The organism is Actinoplanes sp. NPDC000266, from assembly GCF_042899005.1.
Classification (GTDB): domain Bacteria; phylum Actinomycetota; class Actinomycetes; order Mycobacteriales; family Micromonosporaceae; genus Actinoplanes.
On record NZ_JBIAZI010000018.1, the window covers coordinates 76,734 to 91,698 of the forward strand.

The window sequence follows — 14,965 nt, forward strand, 5'->3', positions numbered from 1 at the left end:
TGTCACGAGGCGGCCCCCGGGCCGGAGGCTGGAATGATCAACATTGATTCGTCCCGGTTACCGGAGTGAACGACGCATGGGCATATCGGCAGCGGTGGGAAGGGCCCGTTCGTACGGTAGTGACCGTACGAAAACCACTTAATAGGACAAATACGGGCACCGATGTGACGGCTGAATTTCCCAGTTGTGATCGACCTGACCTGTAACGGGGCTCACGTTCTCTGTCAGGATGGGTGCGACGGCACCGCCGCCGTCGCTTCGCCGAATCAGCGGGGCGGAGGTGGGGGCCGTCACTCCCCGGCGGGGTCTCGGCCCGCGCCGAAACGCTGCGCGGCAACCTCACCCGGGCCAGGCGCGGCGACCGAGGCGGTTCGCCGCGTGGACGGGCAACACCCGCCGCGGCGCTGACACGAAACAGGGAGACACGATGGCGAACGGCGAAAGCGAAGTCGGTGCTGACGCACCGGCAGGCGGCTTCGTCCAACTGCTCACCCCACAGGGGGAGCGCGTCGACAGCGTCACGACCGCGGACGGCACGACGTACTCCGTCGACTTCACCGACGAGGAATACCGCGGGCTCTACCGCGACCTGGTGACGGTCCGGCGGCTCGACAGCGAGGCGCTCGCGCTCCAGCGGCAGGGCGAGCTCGGCCTCTGGGCCAGCCTGCTCGGCCAGGAAGCGGCCCAGGTCGGCTCCGGACGGGCCCTGCGCCCGCAGGACATGGCCTTCCCCACCTACCGCGAGCACGGCGTGCTCTACACCCGCGGCATCGACCCGATCATGCCATTCGGCTTGTTCCGCGGTGTCGACCAGGGTGGCTGGGACGCCAACGAGCACAAGTTCAACGGCTACACGATCGTGATCGGGGCGCAGACCCTGCACGCCACCGGTTACGCGATGGGCGTGACCATGGACGGCAAGACCGGCAGCCCCGACGGGGAGGCCGTGATCGCCTACTTCGGCGACGGCGCCACCAGCCAGGGCGAGGTCAACGAGGCGTTCGTCTGGTCGGGCGTCTTCAACGCCCCCATCGTCTTCTTCTGCCAGAACAACCAGTACGCCATCTCCGAGCCCCTCGAGCGCCAGACCCGCATCCCGCTCTACCGCCGGGCCACCGGGTTCGGCTTCCCGGGCGTACGCATCGACGGCAACGACGTGCTGGCCAGCTACGCGGTCACCCGCGCGGCGCTCGACCGCGCCCGCCAGGGCGAGGGCCCGACGCTGATCGAGGCGTACACCTACCGGATGGGCGCGCACACCAGCTCGGACGACCCGACGCGTTACCGGATCGCCAGCGAGGTCGAGTCGTGGAAGGCCAAGGACCCGATCTCCCGGCTCAAGGCCTTCCTGGCCAAGCAGAAGATCGCGGACGACGGCTTCTTCGCCGAGGCCGACGAGGCGGCCAAGCAGCTCGCCCTCGACCTGCGCGAACGGGTGCTGGCGATGCCCGACCCGCAGCCGGTCACCATGTTCGACCACGTCTATCCGAACGGCTCGCCCGATCTCGACGAGCAGCGCCGGCAGTTCACCGACTACCAGGCTTCGTTCGAGGGGAGCGGGCACTGATGAGCGAGAACATCACCCTCGGCAAGGCGCTCAACCACGGCCTGCGGCGCTCGCTGGAGAGCAACGCCAAGGTCGTCGTCATGGGCGAGGACGTCGGCAAGCTCGGCGGCGTCTTCCGGATCACCGACGGCCTCCAGAAGGACTTCGGCGAGGACCGGGTCATCGACACGCCGCTGGCCGAGGCCGGCATCGTGGGCACCGCCGTCGGCCTCGCGATCCGGGGATACCGGCCGGTGTGCGAGATCCAGTTCGACGGGTTCGTCTACCCCGCGTACAACCAGATCGTCACCCAGGTGGCGAAGATGTCGTACCGCTCGCGGGGCAAGGTCAAGGTGCCCATCGTGATCCGCATTCCGTTCGCCGGCGGCATCGGAGCGGTCGAGCACCACTCCGAGTCCCCCGAGGCGTACTTCGCGCACACTCCCGGCCTCAAGGTCGTGACCTGCTCGAACCCCGCGGACGCGTACACGATGATCCAGCAGGCGATCGCCTCCGACGACCCGGTCGTCTTCTTCGAGCCGAAGCGCCGCTACTGGGAGAAGGGCGACGTCGACCTCGGCGCCGACCTGGCCGGCGCCTATCCGCTGCACAAGTCGCGGGTGGTACGCCCGGGCGCGGACGCGACCGTCATCGCGTACGGCCCGATGGTCCGCACCGCGCTCGACGCGGCCGCCGCCGCGGCCGAGGACGGGCGCAACCTCGAGGTCATCGACCTGCGGTCGCTCTCCCCGATCGACTACGAGCCGGTGTACGAGTCGGTCAAGCGCACCGGCCGCGCGGTCGTGGTGCACGAGGCGCCGGGCAACATCGGCCTGGGCGCCGAGATCGCGGCCCGCGTCAGCGAGCACTGCTTCTACTCGCTCGAGGCCCCAGTGCTGCGGGTGACCGGCTACGACATCCCGTACCCGGCGGCCCGGGTCGAGGAGGAATACCTTCCCGACCTCGATCGGGTGCTGGACGCCGTCGACCGTTCGTTCGGCTGGTGACGCCGATGTCCCGGATCAAGGAGTTCCCCCTGCCCGACCTGGGCGAGGGTCTCACCGAGGGCGAGATCCTGTCCTGGCTGGTCAAGGTCGGCGACACGATCGAGCTCAACCAGCCGATCGTCGAGGTCGAGACGGCCAAGGCGGCCGTGGAGATCCCGGCCAAGTGGGGCGGCGTGGTCGCCCGCATCTTCTTCGAGGCCGGCACGACGGTCGAGGTGGGCGCGCCGATCATCGCGATCGACACCGACCCGTCGGCCGGTCCGCTGCCCGACTTCGACGGCCCGGTGCCGTCGGCCGAGTCGCTCGCGGCGGTGCAGATCGCGCCGGCCGAGGGCGCCGTCGAGCCGGGCATGGCCGGCAGCCCCGCGCCCAACGCCGGGCGCACACCGGTTCTGGTCGGTTACGGACCACGGACAACTGCGGCAAAACGACGACCCCGCTTGGGTACGCCCGTAGCGGCGCCGACAGAAGCAGTAACCCCGCCCCCGCCGCCCGCTCCCGTTCCGACGCCGGCTCCGGCTCCGGCTCCGATCGCGCGGACGGCCGGCCCGGTGCTCGCCAAGCCGCCGGTCCGCAAGCTCGCCCGCGATCTCGGCGTCGACCTCGCCGCGATCACCGGGACCGGTCCGATGGGTTCGGTCAGTCGTGACGACGTACACCAGGCCGCGTCAGCGCGACAGCAAGCAGCGACCGCGGCACCCACGGTGACCACCGCTCCGGCCGCGGCGGTCTTCGACGCGTCCCGCGAGCAGCGCGTCCCGATCAAGGGCGTGCGGAAGCTCACCGCGGAGAACATGGTGGCGTCGGCCTTCACGGCGCCGCACGTCACCGAGTTCCTCACGATCGATGTGACGCGATCGATGAAGGCGCTCGAGAAGATCAAGGCCCGGCGCGAGTTCCGCGACGTCCGAATCTCGCCGTTGCTGCTGGTGGCCAAGGCGGTGCTGCTCGCCGTCAAGCGCCACCCGATGGTCAACTCGACCTGGTCGGGCACGACGAACGAGATCGTCGTCAAGGAGTACGTGAACCTCGGTATCGCGTCGGCCACCGAACGTGGCCTCATCGTTCCCAACATCAAGGACGCCGGGCGTCTCACGTTGCGGGAGCTGGCCGAGGCGTTGAACACGTTGGTCCAGGTCGCAAGATCCGGCAAGACGCCTCCTTCCGACATGTCGGGCGGAACGCTCTCGATCACCAATGTCGGGGTGTTCGGCGTCGACACCGGCACGCCGATCCTGCCCCCGGGCGAATCGGCGATCCTGGCCTTCGGCGCGATCAAGGCGATGCCGTGGGTGCACAAGGGCAAGGTCAAGCCGCGCCAGGTCACCACCCTGTCGCTCTCCTTCGACCACCGGATCATCGACGGCGAGCTGGGCTCGAAATTCCTCCGCGACATCGGCGACTTCCTCGCCGATCCCGAGGGGGCGCTGCTCTCCTGGAGCTAGGCACACCGAAGATGCGTAGGCAACCGGTTTTCTTGACCTACGATCGTTAGGTACGTGCTCGACGTCACCCCCTAAATCGATGGCAGCTCGTCTCGGTGAGTAGCACAATGGACTTACCGAGACGAGCACCACGATGTGGCCGGATGATCCCGGCGCAAAAGGGAAGTGACTTAGCAATGAGCATCGCCGACCGCCTCCGCCGGCGCCGGATGATCAACCGCGAGAACCGTGCCATCGACCGGGCGTGGATGAGCGCACCCACCCAGTCGATGCGCGATGAGATCGCTCTCATGGCCCAGCGCCGCAACTTCTGACCCCACGGCGCCACGGCCCGCCCGGATTCACTCCGGACGGGCCGTTTGCATTTTCACGTCACGCTTAAAGATCTCCGATCGGTCCCCTTCCGGACGTACACCGGGATTCCTCCTGCCGCCCTCGCCCGGTACGGTTGGGCACGGCCAACGAGCCGGCTCGGCCGGTCGGCACGGGGGCCGGGGTTCACGGCCTTGTTTCCGGCCCGCGAATCCCGCACGGCCTGGCCTCAGAGCTGGGCACGGTCTCCGGCGCCCGCCGGCAGGCCGCGTCCGTGCAAAGCCCGGCACGGCCGAAATGTATGAGGAGGCGCTCATGACGTCCGAGGGGCATTACGCCGGTTCGCGACCGGCCGAGGCCACGTCGGGCGGACCCACGTCGGACGGTTTCCCGCCGGACACCGACGGTCAGCGGGCTGCGGGCCGAGCGTCCGCGCAGCCGCCCGCCGATGGTTTCCCCAGCTCGTACGGCCCGCCCCCGCAGGCCACGCCGAACGGCGGCTCGCCGTTCGTGGTGCCCGCGGTCTCCTCCTTCGGTCCCTCTTCCGGCGGCCCTTCCTCCGGCGGCCCTTCCTCCGGCGGCTCTGACGGCCACGGCGGGACCCCTTACGGCTCAGCCCGCGTGCCGCAGCCCGAGGAGGGTGGCGCGCTGCCACAGCGCGGGGGCGCCTCGCCGTACGGTTCGGTCACCCCCGGCGACTCGGCGTGGGCGCCGCAGGTGCGCTCCACCCCCGACTCGGAAAACCAGTTCGTCCAGCGCCAGGGCGCCCCGCTCCCGCAGCGGAACGCGAACCCGGGCGGCACCGTGGACAACTTCGAAGGCTTCAACGGCTTCGCGGCCGGCCAGGCCGGTCGTGACCAGTCCGGCCCCGACCAGGGCAGTCTCGGCCAGTCCGGCCCCAGCCAGTCCGGCCCCGGTTTCGGTGGGCCCGGTCTTGGCGGCCCCGGTCTTGGCGGCCCCGGTCTTGGCGGCCCCGGTCTTGGCGGCCCCGGTCTTGGCGGCCCCGGTCTTGGCGGCCCCGGTCCGGGCGGCGGCCCCAGCTTCGGTGACCTTCCCAGTCGTGGCGCCGGCGACCCGTCCACCGGACGGCCTCCCGGCGTCTCGGCCTTCGACAACCAGCGCGTGCGCGTGCCCGGCGCGACCCTGACCGATCTGCCCGACGCCCCGCCGTCGGTGCGCCCGACGGGAGCTCCCGAGGCCGCGCGCCCGGCCGCCGCGGCGGCGGTCCCGCCTCAGCCCCAGCAGTCCCAGGCCGCGGCCGACCCCGCCGGCGGCTTCCCGCTGCGCGGCGCCGGTGGCGGCGGCTCGGCCTTCCCGACCCGAGGCGGCGGCAGTGGCGGCTTCCCGCTGCGCGGCACGCCCGGCGGCCAGGAGCCCGAGGGACAGCCGGCCGTTCCTCAGCAGGGCGGCGACCTGCCCATCCGCACCCAGTCGTCCCCCGACGGCCCTCCGTCCGGCGGCTTCAGCGCGTTCGGCGGCGGCGCTCCGTCCGCGCCTTCCGCGCAGGAGGAGATCCCGCCCCACCCGTACCGGTCCGAGCCGTTCGCCGATCCCTTCGGCCGCTCCGGCACCGCCGGATCCGACCTGCCGAGCCGCACCCCGGCCGGCTCTGACCTGCCCAGCCGCACTCCAGCCGGCTCCGACCTGCCGAGCCGTGCCCCCAGCGGTTCCGACCTGCCCAGCCGTGCCCCCGGCGGCGGCGCGCCGGCCCTGCCCGACCCGTTCGGCCGCAGCAGCCAGGGTGACCAGCCACCGGCCGCCGCCGCGGCATACGGATCGGCCCAGCCGGACTCGCCATATGGATCGGCACAGTCCGACTCGCCGTACGGATCGGCCCAGCCCGCGGCGGGCGCTTACGGTTCCGCTCGCCCGGCGCCCTTCGGCGAGGGCTCGGCGGAGGAGAACTCCGGCGCACAGCCGGCCACCGGCACGTACGGCTCGGCCCGCCCGTTCGACCAGTCCGCCGCCGAGTCGCCGTACGGCGCGCCCCCGCGCTCCGAGGCCCCGGCCTACGGCTCCGGTTTCGGCGACGGCCCGTCCGGCGAGGCGCCCGACGAGCACGCCCCCTACCGGCGCCCCGAGCCGGCCGGCGACAGCCCGAGTGGATATCCGCAGCGGGTCCCCGGCGCCGCGCTCGGCGCCCTGACCGGCTCCGACTCCCGCAACGGATCGGTGCCGCAGCCGCGCGACCCCTCCGAGCTTCAGCCCGGCTCGGCTTCGGTCGACCCCGCTTCCGGCTCGCCTTCGACCGGTTCCGCTTCTGTCGGCTCAAGCACGTACGGATCGACCGGCTCACCCGCGGTCGGTTCCGCCGGCTCGGCCGCATACGGGTCGACCGGATCGGCCTCAGACGGCTCGGGCGCCTACGGATCGACCTCAGACGGCTCCGCCGGCTCGGGCGCATACGGGTCGGCCAGCCAGGGCGCATTTGGCTCGCCCGCTGTCGGATCGACCGGATCGGCTTCGGCCGGATCGGCGTCCGCCGGATCGGCTGCGGTCGGTTCGGCGCGGCCGGTCACGGCCAGCGCTTCGGTGCCGACGACGAACCGGGTCGCCCCGGTCGAGGCCACCGAACTGCCGCCGCAGACGGCCAGCCCGCAGGCGCGGGTGTACGGCCGTCCGGCGCCGGCCGAGTCCGACCAGGAGGGCGCCTCTTCGGCCCCGGCCCAGGAGTTCCAGCCGGCGGCCGACTTCAGTGAGCCGACGGGCATGTTCACCGCACGCCCCGAGGAGGGCTTCGGCCAGCAGCAGGACGAACCGGGCACGCCCGGCGTCGCCCCGCAGTCCCCGGCCCGGGCCAGCGCCCGCGTCTCACCCACCGGCGCCGCCGCGGCATCGTTCCCGGCCGGCGCTTCCGCCGAGACCACCTCCCCGTACGGCACCGGCTCGGAGAACTCGCCCTACGGCACTCCCGCGGGCCCCGGCTCGGAGGGCACGCCCTACGGCACCCCGGCCGGTTCCGGCTCGGAGGGCTCGCCTTACGGCAATCCCACGGGCCCCGGCTCGGAGGGAACGCCTTACGGCAATCCCACGGGCCCCGGCTCGGAAGGCTCGCCCTACGGCACCCCCGCCGGCGGCGGCTCGGAGGGCTCGCCTTACGGCGGTGGCACCTACGGCGCCCCGGCCAGCGGCTCCCCGTTCGGCGCGGCCCAGGAGCAGCCGTCCAGCGGCTCCCCCTACGGCACCCCGCCGGGCTCGCCCGCGGGCGCCTCGCCCTATGGCCAGCCCAGCGACTCGCCGTTCGGCCCGAAGGGCGACTCGCCCTACGGCCAGCAGGGTGACTCCCCGTACGGCAAGCAGAGTGACTCGCCCTTCGGCGCTCAGAGCGACTCTCCCTTCGGACAGCAGGGCGATTCCCCGTACGGCAAGCAGAGTGACTCGCCCTTCGGCGCTCAGAGCGACTCTCCCTTCGGACAGCAGGGCGATTCCCCGTACGGCAAGCCCAGCGACTCGCCGTTCGGACCGCAGGGTGACTCTGCGTTCGGGCAGGGCGATTCCCCGTACGGCCAGCAAGGTAATTCGCCCTTCGGACCGCGACCGGGGGATTCGCCGAACGGCAACTCGCCGTTCGGGGCCCGACCCGGTGAGCCGGCCAACGGCGCCTCGCCCTTCGGTGAGCGCCCGGGCGCTCGGCCCGATCAGTTCAACGAGATGACCACCGACGTTGCCGGGCGCGATCAGCAGCCGTACGTGCCTGCTCCCGCTCTTCCTCCGATGCCTCCGGGCATCAACGGTTTCGGCGGGCCGAACGGTGGCCAGCCGGGCGGCTTCGTGCCGGGCAGCGGGCCCGACACGAGCGGCGGCTTCGGGCCCGAGACCAGCGGCGGGTTCGGCAGCGCGGCCAGCCGGGCCACGGTGACCCCGCCCAGCCCGAACGACACCACCAGCTGGCCGGGGCCCGAGTCTGAGCAGGGCAAGTTCGACAGCTTCAAGCCGGACGCCCCGGCCGCGAAGCCGGAGACGCCGCACGTGCGGGTGTTCCCGATCCTGCTCGCCATCGTGCTCGGCGCGATCGTGCTGCTCGGTGTCGTCTTCGGCCTGGTCTTCCTGGTCGCCGGCGACAACAACGAGGCCGCCATGAAGACCGGCGACTGCGTCAAGCAGGACGGCACGGCCGCGGTCAAGGTCGACTGCGGTGGCAGCGGCACCTTCCAGGTCGTCTCCATCGTGGACGACAAGACCCAGTGCGCCGACCCGGCCAACCCGTCCGTGCTCACCACCACGGGCGACGGCAAGTCGCAGGTCCTCTGCCTGAAGCCCAACAGCTGACGGTTGTCATCCTGACCACCTTCGTGCCGTGCCGGCGATGCCGGTGCGGCACGATGGTCGGATGACTGGACGTGTGCGGGCGCCGGAGCTCCGGGGCCGAGGCTGGCTGAACACCGGCGGCCGGGATGTGACCCTCGCCGATCTGCGCGGCAAGATCGTCATCCTGGACTTCTGGACCTTCTGCTGCATCAACTGCCTGCACGTGCTCGACGAGCTTCGGCCGCTCGAGCAGAAGTACGGCGACGCCCTGGTCGTGATCGGCGTCCACTCGCCGAAATTCGAGCACGAGCGCGACCCGAAGGCGCTGGCCGCCGCCGTCGAGCGCTACGGCGTGCACCACCCGGTCGTCGACGACGGCGACATGCATCTCTGGCAGCAGTACGCGGCCAAGGCCTGGCCCACCATCGCCGTGGTCGACCCGACCGGATATCTGGTCGCCTCGATGGCCGGCGAGGGCCACGCCGAGGGCCTGTCCCGCCTGATCGACGAGCTGATCACCAAGCACACCGCGGACGGCACGCTGCACCGCGGCGACGGCCCCTATGTGCCCCCGCCCGCGCCCGACACGCTTCTGCGCTTCCCGGGCAAGGCGATCGAGCTGCCCACCGGAAACCTGCTGGTCAGCGACTCCACCGGCCATTCGGTGGCCGAGGTCGAGGCGGACGGCGAGACGCTCGTACGCCGGTTCGGCCCGTTCAACGAGCCGCAGGGCCTCCTGCTTCTCCCGTCCGACGTCGCCGCCACCGCCGGCTACGACGTGGTCGTCGCCGACACCGTGAACCACCAGCTGCGCGGCCTGCACCTGGCCGACGGCGAGATCACCCTGGTCGCCGGGTCGGGCCGCCCGTGGCGTTCGGCCGTCGACGAGCACCCGCACGACGCGCTCGCCACCGACCTGTCCTCGCCGTGGGACCTGGCCTGGTTCGACGACAAGGTCATCATCGCGATGGCCGGCATCCACCAGCTGTGGTGGTTCGACCCGATCAAGCGGACGGTCGGCGTGTACGCCGGCACGACGGTCGAGTCGCTGCGCGACGGCCCGATCCCCGACGTCTGGATGGCCCAGCCGTCCGGCCTCTCGGTTGGCGGCGACCGCCTGTGGATCGCCGACAGCGAGACCTCGGCCCTGCGCTACATCGAGGCCGGCGTCATGCACACCGCCGTCGGCCAGGGCCTGTTCGACTTCGGCCACGTGGACGGCCCGGCCAAGGAGGCGCTGCTCCAGCATCCGCTGGGCGTGGCCGCTCTGTCCGACGGCTCGGTCCTGATCGCCGACACCTACAACGGCGCGATCCGCCGATACGACCCCACCGCGGAGACGGTCTCGACCGTCGACTCCGGCCTGGCCGAGCCCAGCGACGTGCTCGTCACCTCCACCGGCGACGTGATCGTGGTCGAGTCGGCCGCCCACCGCCTGACCCACCTGGCCCCCGGCGCCGTGCAGAGCGTGGCCGGCGAACGCCACCGCACCGAGCGCCCGCCGTCACCGGTCGCCCCCGGCGAACTGACCCTGGACGTGATCTTCACGCCGGCTCCCGGCCAGAAACTGGACACCCAGTTCGGCCCGTCGACCCGCCTGGAGGTCTCCGCTTCCCCACCCGAGCTGCTGCTGTCAGGCGCCGGCGTCACCACAGACCTGTCCCGCCCGCTGGTGATCAACCCCGACGTCCCCAAGGGCATCCTCCAGGTCGTGGCCCAGGCCGCCACCTGCGACGTCGACGTCGAGTTCGCCGCCTGCCACCTGACCCGCCAGGACTGGGGGGTCCCGATCGTCGTCACCACCGACGGCCCCGACCGCCTTCCCCTGATCCTTCGAGGCTTGGACGAGTCCTAAGCGAACGGCGTGACGGTCAGCCCGGCTTCGTGCAGCCCCGCACGGACCCGGGCGGCCAGGTCGACCGCGCCCGGTGTGTCCCCGTGAACGCAGATCGAGGCGACCGGCGCCGGCACCACCTCCCCGTCGGTGGTGGAAACCACGCGAGAAACCGCCATCCGTACGGCCTGGGTGACCACCGCCTCGGCCTCGTGCAGCACGGCACCCGCCTGAGAGCGCGGCATAAGCGTCCCGTCCGCCCGGTACCCACGATCGGCGAACCCCTCGCCCACGACCGTCAGCCCTTCCGCCGCCGCCAAGCGCGCCAGCGTCGATCCCGGCTGGCACAACACCGGAAGCGCGTACTCCCGAACCGCCGCGACCACCGCCCCCGCCTGCACCTCGTCGACGGCCGCCACGTTGTAGAGCGCCCCATGCGGCTTCACATACGCGACCTGGCCGAACGCGCTCAGCGCCCCGATCTGGTACAGGATGTCGTCGCGGAGCTCGTCCGGCTCGTACTCGATCCGCCGTCGCCCGAAGCCCGCCAGATCGCGATAGCCGACCTGGGCGCCGATCGCCACGCCCTTGGCGGTTGCCGCTGAACAGACGCGGCGCATGGTCGACGGGTCGCCGGCGTGGAAGCCGCAGGCCACGTTGGCCGAGGTCACGATGTCGAGCAGCGCCTCGTCGTCGCCGAGGCGCCACCGGCCGAATCCTTCGCCGAGGTCGGCGTTGAGGTCAATGGAGGGCACGGAACCGAACCGTAGTACCCGGCCGGGCCTGCGCGAGCGGCGTCACGTCGTCGACCACGCCGATCACGGGGTAGCCGCCGGTCGTCGGATGATCGGCCAGGAAGATCAACGGCTGCCCGTCCGCCGGCACCTGCACCGCGCCCAGCACCACTCCTTCGGAGGGCAGTTCGCCGGCCTTGGCGCGGGTCAGGGCGCTGCCGGCCAGCCGGCAGCCGATGCGGTTGCTCATCGGGCTGACCTTGTACGGGTTCTCGAACAGCTCCCGGCTCTCGAACCAGTCGTCGCGCGGCCCGAGCCACACTCCCAACTCCAGCTCGGCCGGGTACTTAGCCGGCGAACCACCGTCGGCCACCGTCCCGGTGGCCGATCCGATCGGCAGCACCGTCCCGTCCGTGAGCTTGGCCGGCCCCAGGCCCGACAGCGTGTCGGCCGAGCGGCTGCCCAGCACCGGCTCGACGTCGATCCCACCCGCCACCGCGATGTACGACCGCACGCCCGCGGTGGCCCGGCCGATGTCGAGCACCGAACCGGCCGGCACTTCGATCACGCCGTCGGCCGCGTCGCCGTCCAGCTTCACGACCGCCGTCGCCCCGGTGACCGCGACCCGGGCCGCCTTCTCGAACCGCAGCGCGCACCCCATCAGCGTGGTCTCCAGCCCGGCCGCGCCGGCCGGGTTGCCGACCAGCGCGTTGGCCCGCGTCAGGGCCGGCCCGTCGAGCGCTCCCGACCGGGGGACGCCGAGATGGGCGTACCCGGGCCGCCCGAGATCCTGCACCGTCGTCAGCGGGCCGGCCCGCGTCACCGTGATCATGAGGTCGGCACGAGCTTCACGCGGGTTCCTGGACTGAGGATGGCCGGCTCCTCCCGGCGTACATCAAATAGCTCCAGACCCGTGCGGCCGATCAGCCGCCACCCGCCCGGCGAGGCCGAGGGATAAATCCCGCAGTAAGCCCCGGCGAGGGCGACCGAGCCGGCCGGCACGCGAGGCCGCGGAGCGGCGAGCCGGGGAACCGCCCACTCCTCCGGAAGACCTCGCAAATAACCGAAACCGGGAGCGAAGCCACTGAACGCAACCGTGAATTCGATCTCGACGAGCCGGCCGATCGCGTCGTCCACCGTCACCCGCCAGAGTGAGGCGACGTCGGCCAGGTCCTCGCCGTCGAAGACCGTCGGCACCTCGACCAGCGGCCCCTCGACGGCCGACGCCGCATCCGGCTCGGCCCAGCCCGACAGAAGCGAGACCGTGCCCGGCGCGACGCCGTCGAGCAGCACTGTGTCAGCACCCGGAACGATGTCGATCACCGCCAGGTCGCCCTCTTCGCGCCGGCGCCAGAGCTCACGGCGCCAGGCCTCGACGTGATCGGAGTCGCGGCACTCGATCAGCAGCGCGGTGGCGCCGACCTGTCGTAACCTCATCACGACATCCTCGCTCTACTTGCCAGTAACTTACGATACCGTAACCTGGAGTCGTGACGACCTCCGCACCGTTCCGGATGAAGCCGGCCGACCTCGGCAAGCCGCGTCTGCGCGGCCGGTTGCATCAGTATGCGTTCTTCGTCGCCGTTGTCGGCGGCATCGTGCTGTGCTCGATCGCGCTCAGCCGACCGGGCTTCTCGCCGTTCTTCAGTGTCCTGATCTACAGCGCGACCGTCTGTGGCCTGTTCGGCATCAGCGCGCTCTACCACCGGCGGGTCTGGAGCGAACGCGGCTACCAGATCATGCGGCGGGCCGACCACTCGATGATCTTCATATTCATCGCCGGCACGTACACGCCGTTCTGCGTCCTGCTGCTGCACCCGGGCAAGGCGACGCTGATGCTCTCACTGATCTGGGGCGGAGCCCTGGGCGGCGTCGCCCTCAAGACCATCTGGCCCCATCTCCCGCGCTGGGCCGGGGCGCCGCTCTATCTCGCGCTGGGCTGGGGCGCCGTCGCGATCCTGCCCGACGTCCTGCACACCGGCGGGGTCACCTGCCTCGTGCTGCTCGCGGTGGGCGGCGTGATCTACAGCGTCGGCGCCGTCTTCTACGCGCTGCGCCGGCCGAACCCGTGGCCCACGGTCTTCGGTCACCACGAGTTCTTCCACGCCTGCACGCTGGTGGCCGCCCTCTGCCACCACATCGCGATCTACTTCGCGCTGTACGCCTGAACTCCCGGGTTGTCATAGCGGAAGCGTGCGTTCTGGACATCTTCGATGTGGGTCTCGGCCCATAGCTCCAGCCCTCGCACCAGGCCCAGCAGGCTCTGGCCGAGGTCGGTGAGCCGATAGTCGACGCGCGGCGGCACCTCGGCGTGCACGGTACGGATGATCAGGCCGTCACGTTCGAGGCCGCGCAGCGTCTGGGTGAGCATCTTCGGGCTCACGCCCTGGATCTTCTTCGACAGCGCCGTGTAGCGCTGCGGCCCGTCGGCCAGCATCACCACGATCAGGACGCTCCACGTGTCGCCGATCCGGTCGAGGATCTGCCGGCTCGGGCAGTCCTTCGCGTACGCCGTCACTTCCATGCGAGTAAGTATTGCACTTCAAGGTGCCTACTATCGAATGGGAAGTGATCCCTGACCAGGCATGTTGGCTCCTACTGGCAGATCAAGAACGTCAGAGGAGCTCCCCATGACCATCGTTGTTACCGGCGCCACCGGACACCTCGGCCGCCTCGCCATCGAGTCCCTGCTGGCCAAGGGCGTACCGGCCGCCGACATCGTCGGCATCGGGCGCCAGGTCGAGAAGATCGCCGACCTCGGCATCACGGTCAAGAAGGTGTCGTACGACGACCCGGAGGCGCTGCGGGCCGCCTTCGAGGGCGCGGACAAGCTCCTCTTCATCTCGGCCAGCGAGCCCGGCAAGCGGGTTCCCCAGCACACCAACGTCATCGAGGCCGCCAAGGCCGCCGGCGTCGGGCTGGTCGTCTACACCAGCGCGCCGAAGGCCGACACCACCGACATGAAGCTCGCCGGCGAGCACGCGGTCACCGAAAAACTGATCAAGAACTCCGGGCTTCCGTACGTCATCCTGCGTAACGGCTGGTACATCGAGAACTACCCGCTCGACCAGGCGGTCGCGCAGGGCCTCGTCGGCGCCTCCGGCGACGGCAAGATCAGCCTGGCCACCCGGGCCGACTTCGCCGAGGCCGCCGCGGCCGTCCTCGTCGCCGCGGAGAGCGAGGGGCACGAGGGCCGGACGTACGAGCTGGGCGGCGAGGCCCTCACCAAGGCCGAGCTGGCCGCCGAGATCTCCCGGCAGACCGGCAAGCCGGTGACCTATACCGACCTCGACGTCGACAAGTACACCGAGCTGCTGGTCAGCGTGGGCCTGCCGCGCGAGGCAGCCGACGTCTTCGCCGATGTGGACCGGGCCACCGCGTCGGGCGCGCTCTTCGTGCCCCGCGACGACCTCGAGAAGCTGCTCGGCCGTCCGGCCACGCCGGTGGCGACGGCCATCAAGGCCGCTCTCTGATCGCGCGACGCCGGCACGGCCGCTAGGGGGGAAGCGGCCGGCCGGCGTCGCGAGTCTTCAATCAGTAACCCGGAGGCGGGGGCGGCGGGGCGTCCTCGCGACGGGTCTCGCGGTACTCGCTGCGCACCTGCTGGTTGGGAGCAACCACGGGAGCGGCGGTCTGCCGGGTCACCACAGTGCGGCGACGGCTGTTCCAGTACCAGAGCGTGATGATGAGCCCGACCAGACCGGCGGCCATCAGAATCCAGCCGATGATGTTGATGTCGAGCCCGCTGATGTCCGCGTTGACGGCGAACGCGAGAATCGCGCCTACCGCCAGCAGGAAGATGCTGCCGCCGATGCCCATCACGGGCCTCCTTGATCATC

The 14,965-nt window shown here is 71.3% G+C and carries 13 protein-coding genes; 8 read left to right on the top strand and 5 right to left on the bottom strand.

Features of this window, described 5'->3' with window-relative positions; translation table 11 throughout:
* Nucleotides 1-427 precede the first annotated feature (427 nt).
* The 6 genes from pdhA (at nucleotide 428) to ACFY36_RS47315 (ending at nucleotide 10,413) form a co-directional block, all read left to right on the top strand.
* A complete protein-coding gene (pdhA, locus tag ACFY36_RS47290; protein ID WP_499752485.1) occupies nucleotides 428-1,567 on the top strand; it encodes a pyruvate dehydrogenase (acetyl-transferring) E1 component subunit alpha in 1,140 nt (379 codons plus the stop codon).
* Nucleotides 1,567-2,553, top strand: coding sequence for an alpha-ketoacid dehydrogenase subunit beta (locus ACFY36_RS47295; RefSeq protein ID WP_499752486.1), 987 nt, complete (start codon nucleotides 1,567-1,569; stop codon nucleotides 2,551-2,553). The genes pdhA and ACFY36_RS47295 overlap by 1 nt, the downstream gene beginning before the upstream one ends.
* Before the next feature lie 5 nt (nucleotides 2,554-2,558).
* Complete coding sequence (locus ACFY36_RS47300; RefSeq protein ID WP_499752487.1) at nucleotides 2,559-3,998, top strand: dihydrolipoamide acetyltransferase family protein; 1,440 nt, start codon at nucleotides 2,559-2,561, stop codon at nucleotides 3,996-3,998.
* Between the two features lie 176 nt (nucleotides 3,999-4,174).
* Nucleotides 4,175-4,312: a hypothetical protein gene (locus tag ACFY36_RS47305; protein WP_179855508.1), complete on the top strand. Its 138-nt coding sequence runs from the start codon at nucleotides 4,175-4,177 to the stop codon at nucleotides 4,310-4,312.
* A gap of 313 nt (nucleotides 4,313-4,625) precedes the next feature.
* Nucleotides 4,626-8,579, top strand: a complete 3,954-nt coding sequence (locus tag ACFY36_RS47310) for an LppU/SCO3897 family protein (protein WP_499752488.1) — start codon at nucleotides 4,626-4,628, stop codon at nucleotides 8,577-8,579.
* A 61-nt stretch (nucleotides 8,580-8,640) separates the two neighbouring features.
* Nucleotides 8,641-10,413: an NHL domain-containing thioredoxin family protein gene (locus ACFY36_RS47315; protein ID WP_499752489.1), complete on the top strand. Its 1,773-nt coding sequence runs from the start codon at nucleotides 8,641-8,643 to the stop codon at nucleotides 10,411-10,413.
* Here the strand turns inward: ACFY36_RS47315 and ACFY36_RS47320 are convergent.
* The 3 genes from ACFY36_RS47320 to ACFY36_RS47330 are packed head-to-tail and all read right to left on the bottom strand — an operon-like array spanning nucleotide 10,410 to nucleotide 12,563.
* Complete coding sequence (locus ACFY36_RS47320) at nucleotides 10,410-11,138, bottom strand: LamB/YcsF family protein (protein WP_499752569.1); 729 nt, start codon at nucleotides 11,136-11,138, stop codon at nucleotides 10,410-10,412. The genes ACFY36_RS47315 and ACFY36_RS47320 overlap by 4 nt on opposite strands.
* Nucleotides 11,134-11,958 carry a 5-oxoprolinase subunit C family protein gene (locus ACFY36_RS47325; protein WP_499752490.1) on the bottom strand — a complete coding sequence of 275 codons (825 nt, stop codon included), beginning with the start codon at nucleotides 11,956-11,958 and terminating at the stop codon, nucleotides 11,134-11,136. The genes ACFY36_RS47320 and ACFY36_RS47325 overlap by 5 nt, the downstream gene beginning before the upstream one ends.
* Nucleotides 11,955-12,563 carry a 5-oxoprolinase subunit B family protein gene (locus ACFY36_RS47330; RefSeq protein ID WP_499752491.1) on the bottom strand — a complete coding sequence of 203 codons (609 nt, stop codon included), beginning with the start codon at nucleotides 12,561-12,563 and terminating at the stop codon, nucleotides 11,955-11,957. The genes ACFY36_RS47325 and ACFY36_RS47330 overlap by 4 nt, the downstream gene beginning before the upstream one ends.
* Nucleotides 12,564-12,616: 53 nt before the next feature.
* Between ACFY36_RS47330 and trhA the strand changes: the two genes are divergently transcribed.
* Nucleotides 12,617-13,294, top strand: coding sequence for a PAQR family membrane homeostasis protein TrhA (trhA, locus tag ACFY36_RS47335; RefSeq protein ID WP_097326918.1), 678 nt, complete (start codon nucleotides 12,617-12,619; stop codon nucleotides 13,292-13,294).
* On the opposite strand, the gene ACFY36_RS47340 is transcribed toward trhA, so the two are convergent.
* A complete protein-coding gene (locus tag ACFY36_RS47340; RefSeq protein ID WP_499752492.1) occupies nucleotides 13,273-13,650 on the bottom strand; it encodes a winged helix-turn-helix transcriptional regulator in 378 nt (125 codons plus the stop codon). The two genes, trhA and ACFY36_RS47340, sit on opposite strands and share 22 nt — an antisense overlap.
* A 106-nt stretch (nucleotides 13,651-13,756) precedes the next feature.
* On the opposite strand from ACFY36_RS47340, the gene ACFY36_RS47345 reads away from it, so the two are divergent.
* Nucleotides 13,757-14,599 (top strand): SDR family oxidoreductase, encoded by an 843-nt coding sequence (locus tag ACFY36_RS47345; protein ID WP_499752493.1) that lies wholly within the window; start codon nucleotides 13,757-13,759, stop codon nucleotides 14,597-14,599.
* Nucleotides 14,600-14,660: 61 nt separating this feature from the next.
* Here ACFY36_RS47345 and ACFY36_RS47350 read toward each other — a convergent pair whose 3' ends face one another.
* On the bottom strand, nucleotides 14,661-14,945 hold the full coding sequence (locus ACFY36_RS47350) for a DUF6458 family protein (protein WP_097326915.1): 285 nt from the start codon (nucleotides 14,943-14,945) through the stop codon (nucleotides 14,661-14,663).
* Nucleotides 14,946-14,965: the final 20 nt, after the last annotated feature.